This is a genomic window from Mycolicibacterium sp. MU0050 (assembly GCF_963378085.1).
In the GTDB taxonomy this organism is placed as follows: domain Bacteria; phylum Actinomycetota; class Actinomycetes; order Mycobacteriales; family Mycobacteriaceae; genus Mycobacterium; species Mycobacterium wendilense.
This window is the reverse complement of sequence record NZ_OY726395.1, coordinates 3,404,348-3,428,985: the sequence shown is the minus strand read 5'-3', so window position 1 is coordinate 3,428,985 and position 24,638 is coordinate 3,404,348. Positions and strand designations below refer to the sequence as shown.

The 24,638-nt window shown below is 69.0% G+C and carries 24 protein-coding genes; 16 read left to right on the top strand and 8 right to left on the bottom strand.

Going from position 1 to position 24,638, the window contains the following annotated elements; all coding sequences use genetic code 11:
- Positions 1–49: 49 nt before the first annotated feature.
- From R2K23_RS16285 to R2K23_RS16250, 8 genes are all read left to right on the top strand, one after another.
- A complete protein-coding gene (locus R2K23_RS16285; protein WP_316510608.1) occupies positions 50–943 on the top strand; it encodes a formylglycine-generating enzyme family protein in 894 nt (297 codons plus the stop codon).
- 8 nt (positions 944–951) lie between these two features.
- Positions 952–2,496: a class I adenylate-forming enzyme family protein gene (locus R2K23_RS16280; protein WP_316510607.1), complete on the top strand. Its 1,545-nt coding sequence runs from the start codon at positions 952–954 to the stop codon at positions 2,494–2,496.
- A gap of 182 nt (positions 2,497–2,678) precedes the next feature.
- Positions 2,679–3,305 carry a TetR/AcrR family transcriptional regulator gene (locus R2K23_RS16275; RefSeq protein ID WP_396892169.1) on the top strand — a complete coding sequence of 209 codons (627 nt, stop codon included), beginning with the start codon at positions 2,679–2,681 and terminating at the stop codon, positions 3,303–3,305.
- Positions 3,306–3,383: 78 nt separating this feature from the next.
- A complete protein-coding gene (locus R2K23_RS16270) occupies positions 3,384–4,517 on the top strand; it encodes an ABC transporter substrate-binding protein (protein WP_316510605.1) in 1,134 nt (377 codons plus the stop codon).
- 32 nt (positions 4,518–4,549) lie between these two features.
- Positions 4,550–5,434 (top strand): hypothetical protein, encoded by an 885-nt coding sequence (locus R2K23_RS16265; protein WP_316510604.1) that lies wholly within the window; start codon positions 4,550–4,552, stop codon positions 5,432–5,434.
- Between the two features lie 182 nt (positions 5,435–5,616).
- Positions 5,617–6,735: an AI-2E family transporter gene (locus tag R2K23_RS16260; protein WP_316510603.1), complete on the top strand. Its 1,119-nt coding sequence runs from the start codon at positions 5,617–5,619 to the stop codon at positions 6,733–6,735.
- Positions 6,728–7,882: a hypothetical protein gene (locus R2K23_RS16255; protein ID WP_316510602.1), complete on the top strand. Its 1,155-nt coding sequence runs from the start codon at positions 6,728–6,730 to the stop codon at positions 7,880–7,882. The genes R2K23_RS16260 and R2K23_RS16255 overlap by 8 nt, the downstream gene beginning before the upstream one ends.
- A gap of 98 nt (positions 7,883–7,980) precedes the next feature.
- Positions 7,981–8,559, top strand: a complete 579-nt coding sequence (locus tag R2K23_RS16250) for a YdcF family protein (protein ID WP_316510601.1) — start codon at positions 7,981–7,983, stop codon at positions 8,557–8,559.
- On the opposite strand, the gene R2K23_RS16245 is transcribed toward R2K23_RS16250, so the two are convergent.
- Positions 8,560–8,955: a DUF2237 family protein gene (locus tag R2K23_RS16245; protein WP_316510600.1), complete on the bottom strand. Its 396-nt coding sequence runs from the start codon at positions 8,953–8,955 to the stop codon at positions 8,560–8,562.
- Positions 8,956–9,095: 140 nt separating this feature from the next.
- Between R2K23_RS16245 and R2K23_RS16240 the strand changes: the two genes are divergently transcribed.
- The 3 genes from R2K23_RS16240 to R2K23_RS16230 all read left to right on the top strand — a co-directional run bounded on the left by R2K23_RS16240 (position 9,096) and on the right by R2K23_RS16230 (position 12,766).
- On the top strand, positions 9,096–9,938 hold the full coding sequence (locus tag R2K23_RS16240) for a glycoside hydrolase family 16 protein (RefSeq protein ID WP_316517333.1): 843 nt from the start codon (positions 9,096–9,098) through the stop codon (positions 9,936–9,938).
- A 136-nt stretch (positions 9,939–10,074) separates the two neighbouring features.
- Positions 10,075–10,989, top strand: a complete 915-nt coding sequence (locus tag R2K23_RS16235; protein ID WP_316510599.1) for an alpha/beta fold hydrolase — start codon at positions 10,075–10,077, stop codon at positions 10,987–10,989.
- 130 nt (positions 10,990–11,119) lie between these two features.
- Positions 11,120–12,766 (top strand): HNH endonuclease signature motif containing protein, encoded by a 1,647-nt coding sequence (locus R2K23_RS16230; RefSeq protein WP_316510598.1) that lies wholly within the window; start codon positions 11,120–11,122, stop codon positions 12,764–12,766.
- A 16-nt stretch (positions 12,767–12,782) separates the two neighbouring features.
- On the opposite strand, the gene R2K23_RS16225 is transcribed toward R2K23_RS16230, so the two are convergent.
- The gene (locus R2K23_RS16225) at positions 12,783–14,132 is read right to left on the bottom strand and encodes a flavin monoamine oxidase family protein (protein ID WP_316510597.1); all 1,350 of its coding nucleotides are present in this window, start codon (positions 14,130–14,132) and stop codon (positions 12,783–12,785) included.
- A gap of 52 nt (positions 14,133–14,184) precedes the next feature.
- Here R2K23_RS16225 and R2K23_RS16220 point away from each other — a divergent pair, with 52 nt between their 5' ends.
- Together R2K23_RS16220 and R2K23_RS16215 are read left to right on the top strand one after the other, a co-directional pair.
- A complete protein-coding gene (locus R2K23_RS16220) occupies positions 14,185–15,147 on the top strand; it encodes a TIGR03617 family F420-dependent LLM class oxidoreductase (RefSeq protein WP_316517332.1) in 963 nt (320 codons plus the stop codon).
- Positions 15,148–15,228: 81 nt separating this feature from the next.
- A complete protein-coding gene (locus tag R2K23_RS16215; protein ID WP_316510596.1) occupies positions 15,229–16,140 on the top strand; it encodes a metal-dependent hydrolase in 912 nt (303 codons plus the stop codon).
- Here R2K23_RS16215 and R2K23_RS16210 read toward each other — a convergent pair.
- The 4 genes from R2K23_RS16210 to R2K23_RS16195 all read right to left on the bottom strand — a co-directional run bounded on the left by R2K23_RS16210 (position 16,137) and on the right by R2K23_RS16195 (position 19,997).
- A complete protein-coding gene (locus R2K23_RS16210) occupies positions 16,137–17,111 on the bottom strand; it encodes an NADPH:quinone oxidoreductase family protein (RefSeq protein WP_316510595.1) in 975 nt (324 codons plus the stop codon). The two genes, R2K23_RS16215 and R2K23_RS16210, sit on opposite strands and share 4 nt — an antisense overlap.
- Before the next feature lie 92 nt (positions 17,112–17,203).
- Positions 17,204–18,229, bottom strand: a complete 1,026-nt coding sequence (gene dmpG / locus R2K23_RS16205; protein WP_316510594.1) for a 4-hydroxy-2-oxovalerate aldolase — start codon at positions 18,227–18,229, stop codon at positions 17,204–17,206.
- Entirely contained in the window at positions 18,226–19,194 is a 969-nt protein-coding gene (locus R2K23_RS16200; RefSeq protein ID WP_316510593.1) for an acetaldehyde dehydrogenase (acetylating), read from the bottom strand. The genes dmpG and R2K23_RS16200 overlap by 4 nt, the downstream gene beginning before the upstream one ends.
- Positions 19,191–19,997: a 2-keto-4-pentenoate hydratase gene (locus R2K23_RS16195; RefSeq protein ID WP_316510592.1), complete on the bottom strand. Its 807-nt coding sequence runs from the start codon at positions 19,995–19,997 to the stop codon at positions 19,191–19,193. Before R2K23_RS16195 ends, R2K23_RS16200 begins: the two co-directional genes overlap by 4 nt.
- Positions 19,998–20,066: 69 nt before the next feature.
- Here R2K23_RS16195 and R2K23_RS16190 point away from each other — a divergent pair, with 69 nt between their 5' ends.
- Complete coding sequence (locus R2K23_RS16190; RefSeq protein ID WP_396892162.1) at positions 20,067–20,831, top strand: IclR family transcriptional regulator; 765 nt, start codon at positions 20,067–20,069, stop codon at positions 20,829–20,831.
- Between the two features lie 9 nt (positions 20,832–20,840).
- On the opposite strand, the gene R2K23_RS16185 is transcribed toward R2K23_RS16190, so the two are convergent.
- Together R2K23_RS16185 and R2K23_RS16180 are read right to left on the bottom strand one after the other, a co-directional pair.
- On the bottom strand, positions 20,841–21,956 hold the full coding sequence (locus R2K23_RS16185; RefSeq protein WP_316510591.1) for an Rv3169 family protein: 1,116 nt from the start codon (positions 21,954–21,956) through the stop codon (positions 20,841–20,843).
- Positions 21,956–23,107: a phosphotransferase family protein gene (locus R2K23_RS16180; protein ID WP_316510590.1), complete on the bottom strand. Its 1,152-nt coding sequence runs from the start codon at positions 23,105–23,107 to the stop codon at positions 21,956–21,958. The genes R2K23_RS16185 and R2K23_RS16180 overlap by 1 nt, the downstream gene beginning before the upstream one ends.
- Before the next feature lie 52 nt (positions 23,108–23,159).
- Here R2K23_RS16180 and R2K23_RS16175 point away from each other — a divergent pair, with 52 nt between their 5' ends.
- On the top strand, positions 23,160–23,768 hold the full coding sequence (locus tag R2K23_RS16175) for a TetR/AcrR family transcriptional regulator (RefSeq protein ID WP_316510589.1): 609 nt from the start codon (positions 23,160–23,162) through the stop codon (positions 23,766–23,768).
- The gene (locus R2K23_RS16170) at positions 23,765–24,634 is read left to right on the top strand and encodes an SDR family NAD(P)-dependent oxidoreductase (protein ID WP_316510588.1); all 870 of its coding nucleotides are present in this window, start codon (positions 23,765–23,767) and stop codon (positions 24,632–24,634) included. The genes R2K23_RS16175 and R2K23_RS16170 overlap by 4 nt, the downstream gene beginning before the upstream one ends.
- The last annotated feature ends 4 nt before the right edge of the window (positions 24,635–24,638 follow it).

Genomic DNA, 24,638 nt, shown 5'->3' with positions numbered 1-24,638 from the left:
GTGGCCGACTTCGGCAGGGTGATTCAACGATCCTGCCTACGCTGGTCGCATGCTCACCGAGTTGGTCGACCTTCCGGGCGGTGTCTTCCCGATGGGGTCGCGGGATTTCTATCCCGAGGAAGCGCCCGTGCACGAGGTGACGGTCGCGGCCTTCGCCATCGAACGCCATCCGGTGACCAACGCGCAGTTCGCCGAATTTGTCGCCGCCACAGGCCATGTGACCGTCGCCGAGCAGGCCCTCGATCCGGCCGCGTTTCCCGGTGTGCCGGCCGCGGACCTGGTCCCGGGCGCGTTGGTGTTCCGGCCCACCGCAGGTCCGGTGGACCTACGGGATTGGCGGCAGTGGTGGATCTGGGTGCCCGGTGCCTGTTGGCGGCGCCCGACGGGTCCCGGATCGTCGGTCGAGGCCATTCCCGACCACCCGGTGGTCCAGGTCGCCTATCCCGACGCGGCCGCGTACGCGGCCTGGGCGGGCCGCGGGCTGCCCACCGAACAGCAGTGGGAGTACGCGGCCCGCGGGGGCAGCGCCACTGTCTACCCCTGGGGCGACGACGCACGCCCCGACGGTCAGCTGATGGCCAACACCTGGCAGGGCGCCTTCCCGTACCGCAACGACGGTGCCGCCGGCTGGACGGGAACCTCTCCGGTCGGCACGTTCCCGCCGAACGCGTTCGGGCTGCTGGACATGATCGGCAACGTCTGGGAATGGACCCGAACCCGCTACCGCGCCGGCCATCGCGGCGCGCCGCAGATCTCGGGATGCTGTCCGGCGCCGGCGGGGGACCCCACGGTCAATCAGGTCCTCAAAGGCGGGTCCCACCTGTGCGCGCCGGAGTACTGCCACCGCTATCGGCCGGCCGCGCGGTCGCCGCAATCGCAGGACAGCGCGACCACTCACATCGGATTCCGTTGCGTGCAAACCACGGCGGCGGAGAGGGATTGACGACTTTGATGACCGAAACCTTCTGGGGCCTGGTGGAGTCCGCCGCGCGGACTCATCCGGACCGCACGGTGCTCACCGACAACTACGGCCGGACACTCACCGCCGGCGAGTTATGGCGGGCTGGGCTGACCACTGCGGCGGCATTCGCAGCGGATGGCATCGGGCCCGACACCCTGGTGTCCTGGCAGCTGCCGACCACGCTGGAGACCATGGTGGTGATGGTCGCGCTGGCCCGCCTCGGAGCGGTGCAGAATCCCATCCTGCCGATCTGGCGGGAAAGTGAACTAAGGTTCGCCACGGCCCAACTCGGCGTCACGCATCTCGTAATCCCAGGCGTTTGGCGGGGTTACGACCATGTCGCCATGGCACAGGCAGTTTCATCGAATGGCCTACCGCGGGTGCTGGTCATCGACCACGCGGAAGCGCCGCTGCCCGACGAGCTTCGGCTCCCTGCAGGGGATCTGGCGTTGTTGCCCGCGCCGCCGACCTCAGCCGTCGCCGCCCGGTGGGTGTATTACTCCTCGGGTACCACTGCCGCGCCCAAGGGCGTTCGGCACTGCGATCGGTCGGTGATCGCGGGGTCCTCCGGAGTCGTGGGGATGGTCGGCGCCTCCGCCGCGGACGTATACCCGATCGCGTTTCCGATATCCCATATCGGCGGTGCCGCCATGTTGGCCGCGGCCTTGCGCACCGGAATGACTCTTGCGTTGTTCGACAACTTCGATCCCACGACGACGCCGAAAGCCATGGCCGCGCAACGGCCGACGCTGCTGGGCACCGCTACACCGTTCTTCGTCGCCTACCTCGCCGCGCAACGACAACACGGCGCCGAGCCGCTGTATCCGGATCTAAGGGGCTGCCTCGGCGGCGGGGCACCGCTCACCCCCGAACTCTGCAAGCAGATCCGGGACGAACTTGGTGTTCCCGGTGTGGCCAATTCGTGGGGCCTCACCGAGTTCCCGGTTGCGACATCGCCCCAGACCGGTGCCGATGCGGCCGTTTTGGATTACACGGTAGGGCCCCCGGTTCCTGGGGTGCGGGTCCGGGTGGTCGACGAACACGGCCAGGACGTGCCCGCCGGTGCCGAGGGCGAGTTGCTGCTCAGCGGCCCGCAGTGCTTTCTCGGTTACGTCGACGCCGCACTCGACGCCGCGGCGTTCACCGACGACGGCTGGTTCCGCAGCGGGGATCTCGGGCGGATCGACACGGCCGGCAACGTAGTGGTGACGGGTCGCCTCAAGGACGCCATCATCCGTAACGCGGAGAACATCTCGGCGCTCGAGATCGAGAACCTGCTGGCCGATCACCCCGGCGTGGACGACGTCGCGGTGATCGGGGTGCCCGACCCGCGCACCGGGGAGCGCGTCTGCGCCGTGATCGTGCCCGCGGCGGACGCGCAGATCTCGCTGGAGACCGTGGCCGCGCACTGCACCGCCCGAGGGCTGAGCCGGCACAAGATCCCGGAGCGCCTCGAACTGGTCGACGCGCTGCCGCGGAACCTGACCGGAAAGGTGCTCAAGACCGAGCTGCGAAACCAGTTCGGGGGCAGGTAGATCACGATTGGCGAAGTCGGCACGTATGCTGACCTGCGATGGCCGCCAAGAAGAACCGTGACGTCGGCGACGAACCCAAGACCGTTGACGCGGAGCTCCAGCTTGCGCTTTCCCGCTCGGAGAAGGCAGCCGACCGATCGTCGAGCGCCGCCCGGACGCAGGCCCGCAGATCTCGATTCCTGGTGACGGCGCTGGAATTGGTGGAAGAGTCGGGTGGCGCGGACTTCACTGTCCAGGCCCTGATCGACCGGTCGAATCTGAGTCTGCGCGCGTTCTACCAGCATTTCGCGAGCAAGGACGAGCTGTTGCTGGCGCTCTACGACAACCTCGCCGTTCAATTCACCAAGCGCATCCGAGACGAGGTCGACGCGGCGGACGGCCCCATGGAGAAGCTCGAAGCTTTCTGTCGAGAGTTCCTTTCCCGCAGCGGATCTGCGAACACTCCCGGCGGGCGAGTGGTGACGATCCAGAACCTCAGCCTCAAGATCGACCGTAGCGACGACCGGTCCGATATCTGGGAACCGCATCGACGGTTGCTGACCAAAATCATCACCTCGTGCTCGCGGGCTGGACTGATCCGCAAGGATCTCAACCCCGCACAGTTGACCACCCTCTTGAACTCCACGCTGAGCGCACTGGCGCAGACCGGGACTTCCGCCTCCGACGGTAAAGGAACCGAGCTGACCGAGGATCAGTTGTGGGCGTGGTGCCGACAGGCGCTGATGCCGGCGGAGGGCGCCAAACTCACAGCGGCGCGGGCCGCGAAGGCCACCGGACGCCCGGCTGCGTCGCGGCGCACCAGAAGCTGACTGGCCGGCGCGACTTCGGTACTACCGTGCCGCGCCGTTTCGGTGACGGCAGCAACGCGCATACCGTATGTTGCGCTCATGGGTGAGGACGCAGTCCGCGGATTCGGATCCGCGGCGCCGCTGAAAGTCGGCCTCCTGAACGACTATCCGACGCAATCCAATGTTGACAGCGACACCCTCGACACACTCCGAATGGTTTTCGACGAGGCGGTGGAGGCGGCAGTCCTCGACCGGCCGGTCGAGGTGGTGGAACGCCACGTGGTGGGTCTGCCCAACGGCACCTATCAGGCGGTCGAGAACGCCTACGACGAATTGGTCGCGGAGGGCTGCCTGGTGATTTTCGGGCCGTATGTCTCCGACAACGCCGTACCGTTGGCGGCCCATGCCGACCGGGTGGCCAAGGTGCCCAGCATCGTGCTGTCCGGGTCGGAGGGTGCGCTGGGCGAGTGGTGTTTCGCGCTGAACAACGGCTCCATGCCCGAGGAGGGCCGCATGCTCGCGGCGATCATCCGCGGCGATGGGCACCGCAGTGTCGCCATCGCCTACGAAGCTTCGTTGATCGGCAAGGAATACCTGGCATATGCGCAGGCGGCCTACAGCGCCGCGGGGCTAGCCGTGGTGGCGACGGTGCCGATACCTCAGGTCGAGGCCGACAAGGCCCGTGCCGCAGCGCTACTGCGGGACACCGAAGCCGACGCCCTGGTCCACGTCGGCTTCGGTCACGGTCTCTGGGGGTTCAATACTGGTCTGGCCGAGGTGAATTGGGATCCGCCGCGCTACACCACGACCGCGTTCGAGATGGCGCACATCAACGACGACTGGTTCGGGCACCTGGCCGGCTGGATCGGCCTGGACGGTTACGATGAGAGCAATGAAGTCGGCCAGGCGTTCCTGGATCGCTTCGCGGTCCGGTATGGCCGCCGACCGAACTACTACATGCCGGGCCTGTGCCGTGATGTCGCGACCGTCATGGTGCTGGGGTTGGCCGGAGCCCGTCCGCTCACCGGCGCCGGGGTCAAGGAGGCGATCGAGAACATCAAACTCGTGCCGAGTGCCAGCGGCGCGCCCGGGACCTGTCTGCGCTTCGGCCGCTATATCCGGCAGGGCTGGATGGGGGTGGATTATCTCGTGGCGCGCAAGGTTCTGCCCGACGCCAGCGCCCACGTTTTCCATGCGGCGCCGAGCATGCACATCGCCAAGCTCGACCTATGACACCGAAGTATGGGCGAAGAGTCGCTGATCGGATGACGGACCCGACGGCGGAGTCGACCGGCTCCGAGAAGCCTCTTGACATAAGGGAACTCGCCGATGATCCGGCCGCCTACGCCGCCGAACTCGACCGGCGCTGGGGTGGCCTGCTGAGCTACCGCTACCTCGGCCGCCGCTATGCCTCGATGGACCTCGGCCCGGTCGACGACACCGTCGCCGTGCGGCACGACATGCGCGACCCGAGCGGTGGCCTGCTGCTGTCGGTGCTGGGCGTCTGCTCTCCGGAGGGCGGGCTGATGAACGATCTGGAGGCCGTGCCCAACCCGGTGATCCACCACTGTCAGATCCTCGACCCCGGCGTGGACGTCGCGCGGTTCGAGGTCCGCTCGGAGGGCCTGGCGCGGGGGCGACGGATGGCCTACAGCCGCTCGACCATCGTCGACGCCAACCACCCCGAGCGGGTGCTGGCCACCACCGAGGGGCAGGGGGTGTCCATCGGGGTTCCCCCCGACGGGCTCGGCAGAATGGCCGTCGAACCCATCGAGGTGATCGACTCGCCCGACCTCTCGCCGCTGTGGCAGGTGTTCGGCGCCGAGCGCGTGGCCTCCGGCCACTGGCGACTCCCGCCGCTGACCAGCTCGGTGGCCTCCCCGGACGCGGCGCTGCACATCGGCCCCCAGTTCGTCGCCCTGGAGGCGGCGGCCCGCGACACCGCCGCGGCGCAGATCGGCGTCGACACGGTGCAGGGCGTCTCCTCGCACGTCATGTTCCTCGCCCGCGGCAAAGTGGGGCCGTTCCGGATCAGCACGGCGGTCGTGGGCGGCAGTGCGCCGATCGGGGTCCGGGCGGATATCTTCGACGACGGCGCGCAGGCGAAGCTCATCACCTCGGCGTCGTATCTGTTCCGGCCATCGGGTTGACCGAGGCAGCGGGGTGGCCGGCATGTCCGCTGGCCGCGCCCGCGTCGTGCCCATCGCCGCAGGTGCCGCGGTTCACGTCGGCGCCGCGGGGTCTCCCAGCAAACGCCGCCCAGCGAGAATCTGGCACAGTCGGTAGGGCGCGGCGATAACGTTGGCCGCATGGTGCTGAGAAAGGATCCCGCGTGAGCGACCCTGATGTGAGCGTGACACCGCAAGGCCCGCCGGACCGCGGCGCCGTGATCGGTGCCGGCGGAGCGTGGCTGGCAAAGTGGTCATTGATCATCGTGGCCATCGCCGCAGGCGCCGTGGTGCTCGGCTGGATCGCCGCCAAACTGTGGGTGATCGTGCTGCCGGTGCTGCTCGCGGTCGTGCTGTGCACGGTGATGTGGCCGCCGGCGAGGCTGATGATGGATCGCTTCGGCTTTCCGCCCGCGGCGGCCGCCACCGCGACGCTGCTGCTGTTCCTCGGCGTCGGCTCCGGGGTGGTCGCCCTGATCGTGCCGCCGGTGCTCAACCAGATGCCCGAGTTGATCGACCAGGCCACCGGCGGCATCAACCGGCTGCAGGAGTGGATCGCGGGACCGCCGATCAACCTGCAGCAGGAGCAGTTCGACCGGTACGTCGAGACCGTGGTCAACGCCATGCAGGAGTCCTCCTCGGCGATCGCGACCGGGGTGGTGACCGGCGTCAGCACCGCCGGGGTGCTGCTGCTGACGCTGGTGCTGACCATCGTGCTGTCGTTCTTCTTCCTCAAGGACGGTCGGCGGTTCCTGCCGTGGCTGGGCTCGGTCACCGGCCGGCGGGCCGGCCGGCACCTGGAGTCGGTGCTGGGCCAGATGTGGGCCAGCCTGGGCGGTTTCATCCGCGCGCAGGCGGCGGTGGCCCTCATCGACGCGATCTTCATCGGGATCGGGTTGCTGGTACTCGGCGTCCCGCTGGCGCCGGTGCTGGCGGTGCTCACCTTCATCGGCGCGTTCGTGCCCTTCGTCGGTGCGTTCGTGGCCGGTGCGCTGGCGGTGCTCATCGCCCTGGTGTCCAACGGGTTCACCAACGCGCTGTTGGTGCTCGCCGTCATCGTCGCGGTGCAGCAGATCGAGGGCAACGTCCTGCAGCCGATCCTGCAGAGCCGCACCATGAAACTGCACCCGGTGCTCGTGCTGCTCGGGGTCACCGCCGGCGGTGCGCTGTTCGGGATCGTCGGCGCGTTCCTGGCCGTGCCGGCGGTGGCGATGGCCGCCGTCATCGCACGCTACGTCAACGAACAGATCGACCTGCGTACTCAGGAGCCCCAACATGAGTGACAGCCGCCGCCGGCGCAAGGCCAAGCAGGCTCGCCGCGACGTGCGCCGCACCAGCCGGCGCCGCCGCGAGGAGGCGCGCGACGAGGTCGCGGAGGAACTCCCGCTGATCGTCGAGGTGCAGGAGGCGTTGGCCGCCGAGCATCCGCTGCACCTGCTGGGGTTGGTGGCCATGATCGTCGAGGCCAGCCTGCCGGACGCCCCGCTGCTGGAAGCCTCCGAGGAAGACGAGGACCGCGACAGCCCCGGGCTCGATGATCTCGTCGAGAGCTTCATCGGGGTGCCGGTGGTGGAGACGACGGCGCTGCTCGGGGTGCTCGCCGAGCTGGCCGATGATCCGGAACTGGGAGCACGCTGCGCCGCGGAAGTCGACCGGCGCGATGACGAACTGCCCTCGTGGATCACGGATTTGGCGCAGACCACGGTCTACCGCGCGGTGCGGATGACCCACGTGCTCGGCGACGGTGACGATTTGATGCTCGGCGTGCGGCTGCCCGCCGGTTACGAGCTGACCTGCGTTGTGTTCATCGATCACAACGCGGGCTCCGCGGTGGGCGATGCGTTCCTGGTGCCGGACTCGCTGGCCGCGGTCCTCGAGGTCGCCGAGCAGAATCGCACCGATTCCGATCTGGAGCTCGTCGAGATGACGCCGGCCGACGCCGCCGCCTGGTTGAGCGAGGGCCTGGCAGCCGCAGAGGCGCTCTGGCCGCCGGCCGAGTCCGACACCTGGCCGGCGTGCCGACCGCTGGTGGAATGGCTGCTCTACTCGATGCCGACCGGGGGCCGCGGTATTCCGGGCCGGTCCTTGGGATTCGAGGAGCAGCAGGGTCTGCTCGCGCGGTTCTTCGGCTCCCTGGTGGGCATGCGGTTCGACACCGCGGAGCACCGCAGGCTGCTCGAGTCCTGCATCGCTCGAGGAACCGGGGATCCGCTGCGGTTCAGCGAAGTTCGACTGACGGACCTGCTGACCGCGCCGCTGTTCGACGAGGAGGGCGCGCCGCCGCCCCGCCGCGAAGACCTGCCGGATCTGCTGCGTGCCTACGTGCCGTTCGCGCACGCCGAGGCCGGGCTGCGCGACGAACTGAGCGTCGAGGCGCTGGCCGCCATCGACGCCTGCGAACCGGAGTATCTGGCCCGCGCCGGCGGGTAGGGGGCCGACGCCGCACCCCTGGCCGTAACAAACGCCCCCCGCGCACCGACAACACCGTCAGTAACCTCGACCCCGTCTGTCCCAAGTCAGGAGGGTGCATGCGGATGCGTTGGAAGGCGCCGGTGGCTGCGGTGGCCCTCGCGCTCGTCACGGCACTCGGCGGCATCGAACCCGCCCTGGCCCACGCGGCGCCGGCCCCGGCAGCCAAGGACTTCTCCAAGCCGGCGATCGTGATCCTTGGTTACGGCCTGCATCCGGACGGCAGCATGCGCCCGCTGCTGCGGCGTCGCGTGCTCGCCGGTCTGGCTGTCGCGCAGGGCTATCCGCAATCGCCGATCATCGTCACCGGCGGCAACCCCCGCAACGGCGTCACCGAGGCCGAGCAGATGCGCCGGATGCTGGTCATGCTGGGCTTCCCGAATCAGCGCATCATCGTCGAGGACCGCGCCAACAGCACCGTCCAGAACGCCCGGTTCTCGGTGCCGCTCGCGGAGGAGGCCGGTACCACTGGCATCATCCTCGTCACCTCCAGCACCCATCAGGGCCGCGCCGACGGCGACTTCGTGGCCGCGGGCGGCAACATCCTGGCGACCGTCAGCTATCCGGACGGCAATCCGGCGTTGAACATCACCCAGTTCGTGCGGGACGCGCTGAGTCCGGTCACGAATTTCGGTTGATCACAGATCGCCCAGATCGTCGGGCACGTCCACGGCGTAGCGGCGCAGCGTCTCCAAGGGGACCACGTCCAGCGTCCGCTCGTGGGTGCAGGCCAGCACCACCGGCGCCGCGCACCCGGCGTTGTGCGCCCGCAGCCAGTTCACCGCGGTGACACACCACCGGTCGCCCGGGGTCAGGCCGGGGAAACGGTAGGCGCGCACCGGGGTCGACAGGTCGTTGCCGATGGACTGCTGGTGCTTGAGGAATTCCGCGGTGACCACCGCGCAGATGGTGTGCAGGCCGATGTCCTCCGGTCCGGCCGAACAGCATCCGTCGCGGTAGAAACCCGTCAGCGGCTCGCTGCCACACGGTTCCAGCCGGCCACCGAGAACGTTGCGGTCAATCCGGTCAGACATCGCCCCAGTATTACCGACGCCCACCCGCCGGCGGTGGCGCCGGGAGTCGCCGCTGGTCCGGTACGCGACGGGCCGGACACGAATTCGTTCGTGTTCCACAGCTTCGGCCCAGGGTGCTTTAAGGTCTAGGCGTGCCCCAGATGGATCGTCGCAGCATGATGTTGATGGCAGGACTCGGCGCGCTCGGCGTCGCGCTTCCCTTTCCCAAGGCCCTGGCTGACCCGCTTCAGCCCGACGCTCCCGCGCCCGGCCCGGCGGCCCCGCAGGCCGGGGCCGCACCCGCGATGCTCTTCTCCGACGAGTTCGACGGGCCGGCCGGCTCGAGCATCGACTATTCGAAGTGGCGGGTGGAACCCCGCCGCGAGCGGATCAAGAACCCGGTGTTCTGGGACCGCCCCGAGAACATGGGCGAGTACCGCGACAGCCGGGAGAACCTGTTCCTCGACGGCAACGGCAACCTGGTCATCCAGGCCACCCGCGAGGGCGACAAATACTTCGGCGCCAAGATCACCGGCACCCGGCCAGTGGGCATCAACAGCACCTGGGAGGCCCGGATCAAGCTGGACTGCCAGACGGCCGGCTGTTGGCCGGCGTGGTGGGTCCTCAACGACAGCAAGGTCGACGGCGGTGAGGTCGACCTGATGGAGTGGTACGGCAACGGCGAGTGGCCCTCCGGAATGACCGTGCACACCAAGCTCGACGGCACCTCGCACCGCACCATGCGGGTACCGATCGACAACAATTGGCACACCTGGCGGATGACATGGAACGACCGCGGCCTGTACTTCTGGAAGGACTACGTCCCGGGGATGCAGCCCATCTTCGAGGTGCCGGCGTTCTCGATGGACCCCTGGCCGTTCAACAACCCGGGTTACACCATGGTGCCGATCCTCAACGTCGCGGTGGCCGGTTCCGGCGGCGGAGACCCGTCCGGCGGCACCTACCCGGCTCAGATGCTCGTCGACTACGTGCGGGTCTTTTAGCGCAGGCTAATTTTCGCGACGGCCCCGGAACCTCTGTTCCGGGGCCGTTTGCGTGGTAGGTGCCGGATCTTCGGCATCACTTTGGTTATGCTCGTCGAAAGCGGCAAAGGAGCCGCGGCTCCTCAGGAGGTCCCCAGTGAGCGCATCGACCAGAACAGCGCTGCCGGCCGGTCGCCCGGTGATCGTCCGTGGCGCGGACGGCACCCGGTTGCACACCGAGGTGTTCGGCCCCGAAGACGGCTACCCGATCGTCCTGTCGCACGGCATCACCTGCGCAATCAGGGTGTGGCGCGAACAGATCGCCGAGCTGGCCGACGAGTATCGGATCATCGCCTACGACCACCGCGGGCACGGCCGCAGCGGCGTGCCGCCGCGCGGGCACTACAGCCTCAACCATCTGGCCGCCGACCTCGACGCGGTGCTCGAGGCGACGCTGAAGCCCGGCGAGCGCGCCGTGATCGCCGGTCACTCGATGGGCGGCATCGCGATCCAGGCGTGGTCGGAGCGGTACCGCCACAAGGTGGCCGACCGCGCCGACGGCGTGGGCCTGATCAACACCACCAGCGGTGAGCTCATCCGCCAGGTCCAGTTCCTGACGTTGCCGGAGCGGCTGGCGAACCCGCGGACGCTGGTGGCCACCCAGGCCATCCGTAGGTTCGGCGGGGTGCCGGCACTTCGGGTGGTCCAGCGGACCGGCCGCGGCGTGGTCTCGCGGCTGGCGGTCGGCCGCGACGCGCACCCGGAGATCACCGATTTCGTCTACGAGCTGTTCGCCACCACGCCGCGGGCCGGCCGGGGCGGCTGTGCCCGGATGTTGGTGGATTCCATGGAGAAGCGGCATATCTCGCTCGACGGGTTGACGGTACCCACGTTGGTGATCGGCAGTACGCACGACCGGTTGCTGCCGATCGCGGCGCAGCGTCGCATCGCTGAGTCGGTGCCCAATCTCGTTGAGCTGGTGGAGCTTCCCGGCGGTCACTGCGCCATCCTGGAGCAGCCCGAGGCGGTCAACCACCACCTGCGCGCGTTGGTGGAGTCCGTCCGCAGCTAGCTCATCGGCCGCTGCTGCGAGCGTGCGTGCCTTGGGGGGACCCAGGCCGTAAGGCATTCTCAGCGATTTCTTAATCTTTGCCCGTCGCCGGGCGGGTTTGTTGTCAGACCTTCGAACTAGTGTTCGAATTATGGGTAGGGACGTGTTCGGTGACCGGCAGCGGGTGCTGGCATGTCTGGATGCTCTCGAATCGGCGCACCGCACGTTGGAGTCCTGCTCGCTGGATGGGTTCAGCCATGAAGAACTCGTGAAGATCCTGGCCCGCCGCGAAACGTTGGCGTGGCGTTCTCCTGTCATCGACCAGCGGATTCTGGCTCGGTTGACCGCCGAGGCCAACCCGGGTGAGTTCGGCGCGGCGTCGTTGACCGGGGTGTTGAGCGAACGGTTGCGGATCAGCCGTGGGGATGCTGGACGCCGGATCAAGGAAGCCGCTGATCTGGGTCCGCGCCCCACGCTGACCGGGGACACCCTGGCGCCGGTACTGCCGGAGTTGGCCGCCGCCCAGGCCAGTGGGCGGATCGGGCCGGAGCACATCGAGATCGCCCGCAAGGCCTACGCCAAGATCCCGCCGGCGGTCGCCGAGGTCGATCGGGCGGCCGCCGAGGCCGATCTAGCGATGTTGGCCTGCCAGTTCGGTCCTGCCGCGTTCCAGAAACTGGCTGATCACCTGGTCGCGGTGCTCGATCCCGACGGTGACTACAAGGAACGCGAACGCCAAGCCAAGCGCAGCGTGCGGTTGGGCAAGCAAGGCCCTGACGGGATGAGCACCCTGACCGCCACGATCACCCCGGAGCTGCGCGCGTCTCTGGAGCCGGTGCTGGCCAAGTTGGCCGCCCCGGGGATGTGCAATCCGGCCGATGAGTCGCCTTGCGTGAAGGGTGCCCCGACCGAAGCGCAGATCCTGGCCGATGACCGCACCATCGGCCAGCGTCATCACGACGCGCTGCAAGCCATGACCCGCATGGTGCTCGCCAGCGGCGATCTGGGGCAACTCAACGGCCTGCCGGTCACCGTGATCGTCACCACCACCTTGGCCGAACTGACCGCCGCGGCCCACAGCGTCGCTGCGGCCCACGGCGCCGCCGTGGCGCCCGAGCCCACCGCCGGGCCGGCGGCAGGGCCCGCGCCGGAGGGCCAAACCGAGCCCGCGCCCGGGCCGGAGAACACTGCCGACGCCGATGTCGAGGACCCTGGTGAAAGCGCCGCCGTAGCCCCCGAACTGGCGGCTACGCTCATCGGCACACCGGCCCCGAAACCTTTGACCGGCAAGGCAATCACCGCCGGCGGCACCCTGCTGCCCATGGGTGACCTAATGCGCATGGCCAGCCATGCCTACCACTACCTGACCATCTTCGACGGCGCGGGCCGCGCCCTGTGGCTGGGTCGAGCCAAACGTATCGCCTCGGCGGATCAGCGCATCGTGCTGCATGCCCGTGATCGCGGCTGCACCCGGCCCGGTTGCACGGTGGGCGGGTATCACACCCAGGTCCACCACCTGACCGAATGGGTCCGCGGAGGGGCCACCGACATCAACAACCTCGCCCTGACCTGCCCCGCCGATAACCGGATGGCCACCGAACAACATTGGACCACTCAGCTCGACAACAGCGGCCGTGTGGAATGGATCCCGCCGCCGCAATCCCAGCACCAGCAACCCCGGACGAACCCGTACCACTTCATCGAAGACCTCATCGACTATCACCGCAGCGGCCCAGCGCCGGGCGTCGAGTGTGATGATCCACTGGAGCGGCCGGAGCCGGCTCCGCGGCCCGGCTAGCTGTGATGTCAGCTAGCTAGCCCGGCGTGTGCAGGTACTTGGCGACCTCGCCGGCGGCACGCTGGCCCGAACGCACCGCCCCGTCGAGAAAGCCGGTCCATTCGTCGGCGGTCTCGGTGCCGGCCCAGAACAGCGGTCCGACCGGTTCCGCCAGAGCCTTGCCGACCGTCGTCCACGATCCCGGCGGCACCGCCGCGGTCGGTCCGCCGGGCGCGAAAGGCTCAGCACCCCAGCGGAAGTCGAGGTAGTCGAGCGCGTTCAGTGCCCGCTCGCCGAACAGGGCCGCGAGGCCGGCGAGCGCCTGTTCGCGGCGCTGCTCGGGGGCCCGCTCGTCGAAGTCGCGGGCGTCGACGAAGCCCAGCAGCACCCCGGGTCCGGACGGTGCGGGACTCACGTCGAAGGTGATGAACACCGGCCCGGTGTCCGACAGCGCCTCGCCAGAGCGCCCCTCGGCGCGCCAGAACGGGGTCTCGTAGACGGCGTAGGCCTTGCTGAGCCGGCCCTGCGGCCAGAGTGAGGGCAGTGGGGCATGCTCCTCGGGGAGCTCGGGGGTGACGGCGATGGCGGCACGGTGCTGCGGCGGTATCGCGACCACGACGGCCCGCGCGCGGACGGACCCGGCCAGATAGTGCACGGTGGCGCCCGTCTCGTCGTACTCGATGCGGTGCACCGCCGCCCCGAGCACCACCCGGTCACCGAGCTCCGCGGCGATCCGCTCCGGGATCTGTTGGGTGCCGGCCGGGAACCGGTCCTGTTGGGCGCCCTTGGCCACATCGAGCATGCGGTTGAGCCCGCCGGCGGCCTTGACGTAGCGCACCGCGTGCAGCATCGACACCTGGTCCGGCTCGGCGCCCCAGGTGACGCGCGCCATGATGGCCATCAGGTCGATGGTCGTCGGCGCCGCGCGCATCGAGTCCAGCCACTGCCGCAGGGACAACCCGTCCAGTTCGTAGGCGTCCAGCGCGGTCCACGGGCGCCGCACCGGCATCCGTCGCACCAGCAGCGCGAACCGCAGCCGCACCCAGGCCAGGTTGAGCAGGCTCGACATCGACAACCGCGGAATGGTGCCGGCATACTCACGCACCTCGCCGCGCCAGCGGATCAGGTTCTTGCCGTCGCAGAAGGTGGGCGTGGTGGCGCAGCCCAACTCCTGGGCCAGCGCCAGCACCGCGTCCTGGGTGGGCCCGACGAACGTCGCGCCCATGTCGACCGGTACGCCCGCCACCGTCCGGGTCAGCGAGCGACCGCCCACCCGGTCGCGGCCCTCGAGCACCACCACGTCATACCCGCGCCCACTCAACTCGCGGGCCGCGGTCAGCCCCGCGAAGCCCGCTCCCACCACCACCACATCTGCCTGCGTACGCATTCCTGTAGTCAAGCAGGTACTAGGCTGCATGCGGAGGTGCGGAGTGAAAGTTCTGGCGGCGCTGGCAGGTCCCACCGACGCGATCGAGCGTGCTACGGCGCTCCGCGAGGCCGGTGCGGCCGGGGTGTTCACTTTCGAGGGTCCCCACGATGTTTTCACGCCGCTGACGCTCGCCAGCACGGTCGGGGGCCTGGACCTCATGACCAACGTGGCAATCGCGTTCCCGCGCAACCCGATTCACCTGGCCCATCAGGCGATCGACCACCAGTTGCTGTCCGAGGGCCGGTTTGTGCTCGGCCTCGGCACCCAGATTCGCACCCAGATCGAAAAGCGGTTCGGCGCCGAGTTCGACCGCCCGGTGGAGCGCATGGTCGAACTCATCGCGGCCCTGCGCGCCATCTTCGACACCTGGTCGACGGGGGAGCGGCTGAACTTCCGCGGTGAGTTCTACACCCATCGGTTGATGACGCCGACGTTCAGCCCCGGCCCGAATCCGCACGGGCCGCCACCCATCTATGTCGGCGCGCTGGGGCCGCGGCTGACCCGGGCCACCGCGCAGCACGCCGACGGTCTGCTGGTGATGCCGTTCGGCACCACCAAATTCCTGCGCGAACACACCATGACGGCGGTGCGGGAGGGGCTGGCCGCCGCCGGCCGCACCGAGTTCAACGTGGTGCCGGAGATCATCGTGTCACCGGGGGAGGACCACGCCGGCACGCGGCAACTGCTGGCCTTCTACGGATCCACTCCCGCCTACCGGCCCGTCCTCGAGGCGCACGGCTGGGGGGATCTGCAGACCGACCTGAATGCGCTGTCCAAGCTGGGCCGTTGGCAGGAGATGGGCACGCTGATCGACGACGACGTGCTGAGCACCATCGCCGCGGTGGGATCGGTCAAAGACATTGCCGCGCACATCCGGGAGCGCGCCGACGGCATCGCCGACACCGTGTGCATGTATTCCGGTGGTCCGCTGCCGGTGGACATCCAAGCCGAGATCATCGACGCACTGCGCTGACTCGCGGTTTCATTGCGTCGTTACATCTGACGGGTCTAATGTCACAGGCGAGCCAGCCCGGTCTGCGGAGAGGCGGCGTCGATGACGGACTTGGTGGTCCGGAAGATCCGGTGGGAGTTCGACGGCACCGTGCCGTTCCTGTGGCAGCCGGCGAACCCCAACTTCGCGCTCTTCTGCAATGCGTTCACGTTCGTCGCGGTGCCGTTCGAGCGCTACATCATCAAGGCGCTGCGTCCCGTGCAGGATCGGTTCGAGGATCCGGCCGTGGCCGCGGAGGCCGACGCCTTCCTGCGGCAGGAGGGACAGCACGCGGCGGCGCACCGCAAACACATGGACGCCCTGATCGCCCGGTACCCGGGCCTGCAGCGCGCCCATGACGACGCCACGACGGCCTTCGACCGGCTGATCGACGAGCACCCGGTCGAGTATCACGCGGCATACATTGCAAATCTGGAAGCGACGTTCACCCCGTTGTTCAAAGTCTTTCTCGACCACCGTGATTCGTTGTTCGGCGGGGCCGACCGCAAGGTCGCGGCGTTGATGGCGTGGCATTTCGTCGAAGAGGTCGAGCATCGCAGTTCAGGTCTGCGGCTCTCGCGGGCGCTGAGCCCTGACCCCTGGTATCGGGTCCGCCTGGTGCGCCCGACGTTCCGGCACGTCACCGACGTCATGGCGCAGATCGCCGCCACCATGGACGAGGCGGTGCCGCCGGCGGACCGGGGCGCCTCGGCGCGGGAGCTGATGAGTCCGAAGTTGCTGGTCGACGAGCTCAGGTACCGCGGGCCCGGCGGCGGGCGCCGCCGCGCCCGGCGCGGTGGAGTACCCACGCTCTTCGGCACGGTCGGTACCGGGGATCTGCTGAGCATGTTGTGGCGGCTCACCCTCTCACAGCTGCCGAACCATGATCCGGCGCGCCAGCCGTTGCCGGATTACGCGGATGTCTGGCGCGCCGAATACCGGCGCGGTACCGACATGACCAGCTTCGCCTGCTAGCGCAGCTGCAGCACGACCTTGCCCCGCGCCGCGCGGTTCTCCAGGGCGGCGATGGCCTCGGCGGCTCGCTCGAACGGGTAGAGCTGCGGCTGCGGCGCGGCGACCTTGCCCGAGGCCAGCAGTGCTTCCAACTGATCCCACTGCTCGGCCAGATAGCCCGGATGCGACATCGCCCACGCACCCCAGCCGACGCCGACTGCGTCGACGTTGTTGAGCAGCAAGCGATTTGCCTTGATGGCCGGGATGTCGCCGCCGGTGAAACCGATGATCAGCAGCCGGCCGGCCGGGGCCAACGACCGCAGTGAATCGGTCACCCGGTCACCGCCGACCGGGTCGACCACGATGTCGACGCCGCGGCCCTCGGTCAGCGTCGCGACGGCGTCCTTGAAGCCGTCGGCCAGCACCACCTCGTCGGCCCCGGCGGCCTTGGCGGCCTCGCGCTTGTCCTCGGTGGACACCACGGCGATGGTGCGCCCGGCGCCCAGCGCCGGTGCCAGCCGCAGCGCGGAGGTGCCGATGCCGCCGGCCGCGCCGTGGACCAGCACCGTCTCGCCGGGACTCAACCGGCCGCGGGTTCGCAGCGCGAAGTGCACGGTCAGGTCGTTGAACAGAATCCCGGCGCCGGCCTCGAACGAGATGTTGTCGGGCAACTTGAAGACCCGGTCCGGCGCCAGCACCACCACCTCGGCCATGCCGTCGGTGATCATCGTCAGGCCGAGCACGCGGTCCCCGGCGGCGACGTGGGTCCCGGCGGGCGCGCTGCGCACCACGCCGGCCACCTCACCGCCCGGGGTGAACGGCAGCTCCGGCTTGTACTGGTAGAGCCCGCGGCTCAGCAGGGCGTCGGGGAAGGCGACCCCGGCGGCGTGGACGTCGATGACCACCGCGTCCTCGGTGGCAACCGGTTCGGCAACGTCGTTGAGCTGGACCGCTTCGGGCCCATCGAGTGAGGTGATCTGGACTGCACGCATACCCCGCACCCTAGCGACTTGGGCGTGGGTACCGGCGGTGGGCTCCCGCTCGGTACCGGCATGGATCTGAGGCGAACCGCTGATACGCGATCTCAGGCGTCCGCGGTCTCGCGCTCGGCGACCTGGGTGAGGGCGATGTCGTAGATCATGTCCTCCTGACCGCCGACCAGACGACGGCGGCCGCACTCCATCAGCAGGTCGCGGACGTCGACACCGTAACGCTGCGCCGCGATTTCGGCGTGGCGCAGAAACGAGGAGTAAACGCCGGCATAGCCCAGGGTCAGGGTCTCGCGGTCCACGCGGACCGGCCGGTCCTGCAGTGGCCGGACGATGTCGTCGGCGGCGTCCTGCAGCTTGAACACGTCGCAGCCGTGCTCGAGGCCGGAGAGGTCGGCGACCGCGATGAACGCCTCGATCGGACAGTTGCCCGCGCCGGCACCGTGGCCGGCCAGGGAGGCGTCGACCCGGTAGACACCGTTCTCCACCGCGACAATCGAATTGGCCACCGAGAGCGACAGGTTCTCGTGGGCGTGGATGCCGATCTCGGTCGCGGGGTCGAGGATGTCCCGATAGGCGCGTACCCGCGCGGCGACGTCGTTCATGGTGAGACGACCGCCGGAGTCGGTGACGTAGACGCAGTGTGCGCCATAGGACTCCATCAACTTGGCCTGCTGGGCCAGGTGCTCCGGCGGGGCCATGTGCGAGAGCATCAGGAAACCGGAGACGTCCATGCCGATCTCCCGCGCCGCCGCGATGTGTTGGGCGGAGATGTCGGCCTCGGTGCAGTGGGTGGCGACCCGGACCGAGCGGACACCCAGCGCGTACGCCGTCTTCAGCTCGTGGATGGTGCCAACGCCCGGCAGCAGCAGCGTGGTCAACCGGGCGCGCTCGAGGACCTCGGCCGCGGCCTCGATCCACTCCCAGTCGGTGTGGGAGCCGGGGCCGTAGTTCACCGATGATCCGGCCAGGCCGTCCCCGTGGGCCACCTCGATGGCGTCGACGCCGGCCGCATCGAGTGCGGTGACGATGCGTTGGACGTCGCGCGGCGAGATCCGGTGTCGCACAGCGTGCATGCCGTCGCGCAGGGTGACGTCTTGGACAAAGATCGAGTTGCTCATCGAGCGGCCTCCTTGGTCTTCGCGGCGGCGGCGATGCGCTCGGCCACCTGCAGTGCGGCCGCGGTCATGATGTCGAGGTTGCCCGCGTAGGCCGGCAGGTAGTGGGCGGCGCCCTCGACCTCGAGGAAGACCGACACCTGGTGGGTGGGGCGCGCGGTGCCCTCGGCCAGCAGCGTCTGGACCGGTTGGTCGGCCGGGATCTCGGTCACCTGCACGCGCTGTTTGAGCCGGTAGCCGGGCACATAGGCGGCGACGTCGGCGACCATCGACTCGACCGACTGCGTGATCTGCTGGTGTGTCGCATCGTCGGACGCACTGACCAACGCGAACACGGTGTCGCGCATGATCAGCGGCGGCTCGGCCGGATTGAGGACGACGATCGCCTTGCCGCGCGCAGCACCCGCGACCTGGGTGATGGCCGCCGAGGTGGTCTCGGTGAACTCGTCGATGTTGGCCCGGGTGCCCGGGCCGGCCGACTTCGAGGCGATGGAGGCGATGATCTCGGCGTACGCCACGGGCACGACCCGCGCGATGGCGGCCACGATGGGGATGGTGGCCTGGCCGCCGCAGGTGACCATGTTGAGGTTCGGCGCGTCCAGGTGCTCGTCGAGGTTGACCGCCGGGACGACGTAGGGGCCGATGGCCGCGGGAGTGAGGTCGATCAGTCGCTTGCCCAGTGGTTGCAGCTTGGCGGCGTTGACCTCGTGCGCCTGCGCGGAGGTGGCGTCGAAGACGATCTCGATGTCGTCGAACTCCGGCAGTGCGATCAGCCCGTCGACGCCGTCATGGGTCGTCGCGAAGCCGAACCGTTTGGCCCGCGCGAGGCCGTCGGATTCCGGGTCGATGCCGACCATCGCGCCCATCTCGAGGTGCCGGCTGGTGCGCATCACCTTGATCATCAGATCGGTTCCGATGTTGCCCGACCCGATGATGGCGACCTTGGATCGCCCGTTCTCTGCGGTCACGACTGGCCACCGCCCACGGTGAAAGAGACGGAGCCAAGGCTGGATACGGTGCTGCGGACGGTATTGCCGGACGTGATCGGCTGCATCGGGCCCAGCGCGCCCGAAAGGATGACCTGTCCGGCGCGCAGGGGCTCCCCGAACTCGCGCGCCTGGCGGGCCAGCCACACCACGGCGTTGACGGGGTCGTCGAGACAGGCGGCGCCGGTCCCGGTGGAGACCTCCACGCCGTCGACGGTCATCGACATGGTCACGTCCCTCGGCTCGAACTGATCGAGCGTGCGCCGCTCGGTGCCCAGCACGTAAACGCCGGCGGAGGCGTTGTCGGCGACGGTGTCACCGAAGCTGATGTCCCAGTTGGCAATCCGGCTGCCGCACACCTCGATCGCGGCCACGGCGTAGGCGATGGCCGAACGCACGTCGTCGTATCCGAGGTCGCCCTCGACGAGGTCCTTTGCCAGTACGAATGCGATCTCCGCTTCGGCCCGCGGCTGCAACACCGCGTCGGCGGGGATGGTGTCGCCGTCGTGAAACTGCATGTCGTCGAACAGGACGCCGAAGTCCGGTGTGTCGACGCCGATTTGCTGCTGGACCGCGGCCGAGGTCAAACCGATCTTGCGGCCGACGACGGTGGCGCCGTTCGCGATGCGGGCCGCGGTGACACGCTCCTGGACCGCGTAGGCGGCGACGAGGTCGTCGGCGCCGATCAGATCACGGACGGGTGGGCAGGGGACCTGGGTCTCGGCGGCCTCGACGAGAACCTCGGCTGCGCGCAAGACTGCCTGTTCGGGTGCGGTCACGTTCATGCCGGTAAGGATGGCTGCGACTCGCAGCCAGGCAAATGAAAGCGTCTCACTGAGCGATACGCTCGTCGCGTGGTGGCAATCAAGACCGAGACCGTCCTCGGCAAGGCGGTGACGATTCTGCGGGCGTTCACGATGGACGATCAGGCGGTATCGCTCGCCGAGCTGGTTCGTCGGACGGGCCTGCACAAGGCCACGGTTCACCGGCTCTGTGGGGAACTCACCGGCCTCAGACTCCTCGACAAGACGGCGGCGGGTTACCGCCTGAGTTCGGGCTTGTTCGAACTCGGCATGCGCGCTTCGGTCGAGCGCGGACTGCTGGAGCTGGCCATGCCGTTCTTGCAAGACCTCTATGGGCGCACCCGGGAGATCGTCCACCTCGGGGTGCAGGAGGGCAGCGACGTCGTGTACATCGCGAAGATCGGTGGCCACCGCCAGGCGCGCAGCCCGTCGCGGGTCGGTGGCCGGATGCCGATGCATTGCACCGGCATCGGCAAGGTGTTGCTGGCGCACGCGCCCGAGGAGGTGCGTGCAGACGTGTTGCGGAGACCGCTGCCGCGGCGCACCCCGCACACGGTCGTCGCACCGGGGTTGTTGCGCCGCCAGCTCGATGGGGTTCTCGCGACGGGAGTCGCGTTCGAGCGCGAGGAGTCGTCCCTGGGAATCACCTGCGTCGCCGCGCCGGTCTTCGGCCCGGACGACAACGCGATAGCCGCCATCAGCGTGACGGGCCCGGTCCCGCGGTTCCGCCCCGAGGCGCATGTCGATGCCATTCGCGCGGCCGCGGCGGCCCTCGGCGTGACGCTCGCACGACGGGCGGCGCTGACGGGACGTTGACCCCGCCGGTCAGGGGGCGACGGTCAGCCAGTCGGCGAACCCGGAGGGGTCGTGCCGGCCCAGCGCGCCGTGCTCGAAGAGCCCCCAGCCTTCGCTGGTGGTGCCGTCGGCGGCGTGACAGACCGCCCGCCCGACATGGTCGATCACCCCGAAGCCGGCGCGGCCCACGATTGCCGGGTCGGTCATGTCGTAGCTGAGCCGCTCGGTGAAGTTCTCGCCCTTCCACTGCCCGTGCAGCCAGTCCGAGTCGCCGCCGTAGCCCCCGCCCACGTGGATCGGGCAGGCCAGCTTGGACTCCACCTCGAAGTGCAGCGCGGAGCCGTCGGCCGCGGTGGCCTCGATGTCGGCGCCGGTGGGGATCCGGGTGCCGGAGGTGTAGTGGATCTTGATGCGCGGCCAGCCCAGTTGCTCGATGCGGCCGTCCTTCCAGATCCGGGTGCAATCGTTGAGCGAGCGGTAGCCGTCGGGCTCCTCCTGGATGATCAGCACGATGGAGAACTCTTCGAACGCCATCGGCACGTAGAGCCACCACATGCCCTCGAACGGCGGGTCCGCGGGCCGTCCGGCCGGCTCGGCCTCGCCGACGGGCCGGATGCCCCAGGACCGGTCGCGGCTGCCGATCCAGATGTCGGGGTCGACCGCGATCCTCTGCCCGTCGATCTCCAGATGTCCGCTCCACGAACCCAATTGGGCGAACCGCTGGGCGTCCAGGGTGACCCGGGTGCCGGTGCGCAACACATGGCGCTGCTCCTGCACGGCGTCGAACAGGCTGTTCCACCTCAGGTCGGCCGCGATGCCCTCGGTCTCCTCGAGGACGATGCGCAGCTTGTGTAGCGGTTCGTCGACCTCCACGCGGTAGTTGCCGACGCGCTGATTGAGGCGGTCCTGGTCGATGGCATCCGACAGGTGCACCGCGGTCTGCACGTCGCCCCGGCGGACCAGTAGGAACGCGTCCTTGACCCCGAGGTTCGGGTAGTAGCCGATCCCGGTGACCACGAAGATGTCGCCGGTGCGGTCATGGGCGTTGAAGTAGGACCGGTCGTAGAAGTTGCGGTCGCTGGAGCCCGGCCACGCGATGGGTTGCGGCAGTTGGTGTACTGGGAATTCGTCCATGGGGCCGAGCATCAGGCGGTTCCTTCCAGCAGCTTTCTCAGTAGCGATCCGTGATAGAACAGCGTCTCGACGAAATTGGGGTCGTCGGATCGGGCCATCTCGCCGAAGTGCACCCGCCGCGCGCCCGTACGCATGAACACGCAGCACCACACCACCGCCGAATAGACGTAGAACCACCGCAGGTCGGAGGCCGGCTCGACTCCGGTGAGTTCACGGTAGGTGGCCACGACGTCCTCCTCGCGCAGCACCTCGGGCAGCCCGGGTAGACCGGCGAGCCCGCACAGCTCTTGAAAGACTTTGTGCGCAAAGATCATCCATGAGATGTCGAGTTCGCGCGGGCCGACACAGGCCATCTCCCAGTCGAGTACGGCCACGGGTTCGAAGTCGCGGTAGAGCACGTTGCCAATGCGGGCGTCGCCCCACGACAGCACGGGCTCGGCGGCCGCGACCTCGGCGGGGAAGTTCTCCTCCAGCCAACCCAGCGCCTGCTCCACCAGCTCGGATCGGCCGATGCCGGGCACGCAGAACTCGTACCAGTCCTTGAGCCAGTTGAGGCGCCGATGCAGCGCGGTGTCTCCGGGCGCGTCCGCGCGGACCAGGTAGTCGAAGGTGTTGGTCGCGTCCGGGATCGAGTGCAGCTTGGCGACCACCGCCACCGTGGCGTCCTGAAGCCGGCGCTGCTGTTCGGGGGTGGCGTCGGCGAACCAGTTGTTGCCGAAGGTGTAGGGCATGACGTCCGGCGGTACCACGCCGTCGACGTAATCCATCAGGAAGAACGGGGAGTCGAGCACCGTGCCGGTGTCCTCGAGCCAGCGCACCCGGGGTACCGGGACGTCGGTGTGTTCGCCGGCCGCGCGCATGACCTCGAACTGATGGTCCATCCGGTAGGCGGAGAAGACGGGGACGTCGTCGTCGGTCGGGGCCACCCGAGCCACCCACTTCTGCTCCCGCGGGTTGCCGTCCTCGTCCCAACGGCCGGTGAGAACGATTGTCTCCGAGGACATCCCGTTGGAATCGATGCCGCTTTCGACGGTGATGTCCGGCGTTGCGCCCCCGGGCAGCACCGTCGACAGCCATCGTGCGAGCGTGGCGGGCAGGGTGTTGACGTCGCGGCTCGAGCGTTGCAGGCGGTCGACGTTTTCTACGGCGGGCTGATTCGACACCGAACCTGCTCCCTTCGCGGTCGCGGGAGATTACGATACTCTCGGTAGCGTTATGAAAGCAGACTCGTCTCCGGTTGACAAGACCGCGACCCCGGGCCGGCCTCGGGACCCGCGCCTGGACGCCGCCATCCTGGCCGCCACCGCGGAATTGCTCGTCGAGATCGGCTACCCGAACGTCACCATGGCCGCGATCGCCGAGCGCGCGGGAACCACCAAGACCGCGGTCTACCGACGCTGGGGCAGTAAGGCCGAACTCGTGCACGAGGCCGCGTTCCCCGCGGTGCCCACCGCTCTGGAGATCCCGCCGGGCGACATCGCCGCGGACATCCGGGCCATGGTCGCCGCGGCTCGCGATGTCTTCACCACACCGGTCGTCCGCGCCGCGCTGCCCGGCCTCATCGCCGACATGACCGCCGACGACCAACTCAACGCCCGCGTCATGGCGCGGTTCGTCGCGTTGTTCGCGGCGGTGCGCACCCGGGTGGTCGAAGGGGTGTCGCGCGGCGACGTGCATCCGGACGTCGACCCGGACCGACTCGTGGAGGTCATCGGCGGTACCACGATGCTGCGACTGCTGCTGGATCCCGCCACCCCACTGGGCGAAGACTGGGTGGATCAGACCGCGGCTATCGTCGTACACGGCGTGAGGAGGCCGCAATGACAGCACGACTGGACGGACACTCGGCAATCGTCACCGGAGCCAGCCGCGGACTGGGTCGCGCGATCGCGCTGGCCTTGGCCGCCGAGGGGGCCGGGGTCGCGGTGGTGGCGCGCACCGAGCAGGTCTGGAACGACAAGCTGCCCGGCACCATCGGTGAGACGGTCGCCGAGATCGAGGCCGCCGGCGGCCGCGCCGTCGCGATCCGCGCCGACCTGACCGTCCGCGAGGATCTGACCCGCCTGGTCGACGAGGCCCGGGCCGCGCTGGGGCCGGCGACGATCCTGGTCAACAACGCCGCGTTCACCGCACCCGGCCGGCCGCCGAAGGAGGGCGAGGCGCCGAAGCCCAAGCGGGACCGGCCGGCGGCGACGCCCGAGGCCGCGGATTGGCCGCCGTTCGTCGGCACCCCCATCCACGCCTTCCGGCGGCATTTCGAAATCGGGGTGTTCGCCGCCTACGAGCTGATGCAGCTCGCGGCCCGGGACATGATCGCCGCCGGCCGCGGCGCGATCATCAACATCAGCTCGATCGCCTCGCGCATCCCGGGCGAGGGGCCCTTCGAGGATTTCAGCGGCGGCATCCTGCCCGGCTACGGCGGGTCGAAGGCCGCGCTGGAACACCTGACCAGCTCCGCGGCCTATGAGCTGCAGCGCCGCAACATCTCGGTGAACGCGCTGTCCCCGTCGCAGGCGATGATGACGCCGGGATTGTCCTACTACCGCACGGATTTCGACGACATCGGGTCCGAGGCGGATTTCGCCGAGGCGGTGGTTCGCCTGGCCCTGGTGGATCCCGCCCAGGTCACCGGACGCACCATCGGGCACCGCGAGGTGCTGGACGGGACATTTGCGTCTTTCGCCCCCTAGCTGC

Excerpts from the sequence above, each read along its gene's own strand:
- R2K23_RS16285 (WP_316510608.1), top strand. The coding sequence starts at position 50 with ATGCTCACCGAGTTGGTCGACCTTCCGGGCGGTGTCTTCCCGATGGGG.
- R2K23_RS16280 (WP_316510607.1), top strand. The coding sequence starts at position 952 with ATGACCGAAACCTTCTGGGGCCTGGTGGAGTCCGCCGCGCGGACTCAT.
- R2K23_RS16270 (WP_316510605.1), top strand. The coding sequence starts at position 3,384 with ATGGGTGAGGACGCAGTCCGCGGATTCGGATCCGCGGCGCCGCTGAAA.
- R2K23_RS16265 (WP_316510604.1), top strand. The coding sequence starts at position 4,550 with ATGACGGACCCGACGGCGGAGTCGACCGGCTCCGAGAAGCCTCTTGAC.
- R2K23_RS16255 (WP_316510602.1), top strand. The coding sequence starts at position 6,728 with ATGAGTGACAGCCGCCGCCGGCGCAAGGCCAAGCAGGCTCGCCGCGAC.
- R2K23_RS16250 (WP_316510601.1), top strand. The coding sequence starts at position 7,981 with ATGCGGATGCGTTGGAAGGCGCCGGTGGCTGCGGTGGCCCTCGCGCTC.
- R2K23_RS16245 (WP_316510600.1), bottom strand. The coding sequence starts at position 8,955 with ATGTCTGACCGGATTGACCGCAACGTTCTCGGTGGCCGGCTGGAACCG.
- R2K23_RS16240 (WP_316517333.1), top strand. The coding sequence starts at position 9,096 with ATGGATCGTCGCAGCATGATGTTGATGGCAGGACTCGGCGCGCTCGGC.
- R2K23_RS16230 (WP_316510598.1), top strand. The coding sequence starts at position 11,120 with ATGGGTAGGGACGTGTTCGGTGACCGGCAGCGGGTGCTGGCATGTCTG.
- R2K23_RS16225 (WP_316510597.1), bottom strand. The coding sequence starts at position 14,132 with ATGCGTACGCAGGCAGATGTGGTGGTGGTGGGAGCGGGCTTCGCGGGG.
- R2K23_RS16215 (WP_316510596.1), top strand. The coding sequence starts at position 15,229 with ATGACGGACTTGGTGGTCCGGAAGATCCGGTGGGAGTTCGACGGCACC.
- R2K23_RS16210 (WP_316510595.1), bottom strand. The coding sequence starts at position 17,111 with ATGCGTGCAGTCCAGATCACCTCACTCGATGGGCCCGAAGCGGTCCAG.
- dmpG (WP_316510594.1), bottom strand. The coding sequence starts at position 18,229 with ATGAGCAACTCGATCTTTGTCCAAGACGTCACCCTGCGCGACGGCATG.
- R2K23_RS16195 (WP_316510592.1), bottom strand. The coding sequence starts at position 19,997 with ATGAACGTGACCGCACCCGAACAGGCAGTCTTGCGCGCAGCCGAGGTT.
- R2K23_RS16185 (WP_316510591.1), bottom strand. The coding sequence starts at position 21,956 with ATGCTCGGCCCCATGGACGAATTCCCAGTACACCAACTGCCGCAACCC.
- R2K23_RS16175 (WP_316510589.1), top strand. The coding sequence starts at position 23,160 with ATGAAAGCAGACTCGTCTCCGGTTGACAAGACCGCGACCCCGGGCCGG.
- R2K23_RS16170 (WP_316510588.1), top strand. The coding sequence starts at position 23,765 with ATGACAGCACGACTGGACGGACACTCGGCAATCGTCACCGGAGCCAGC.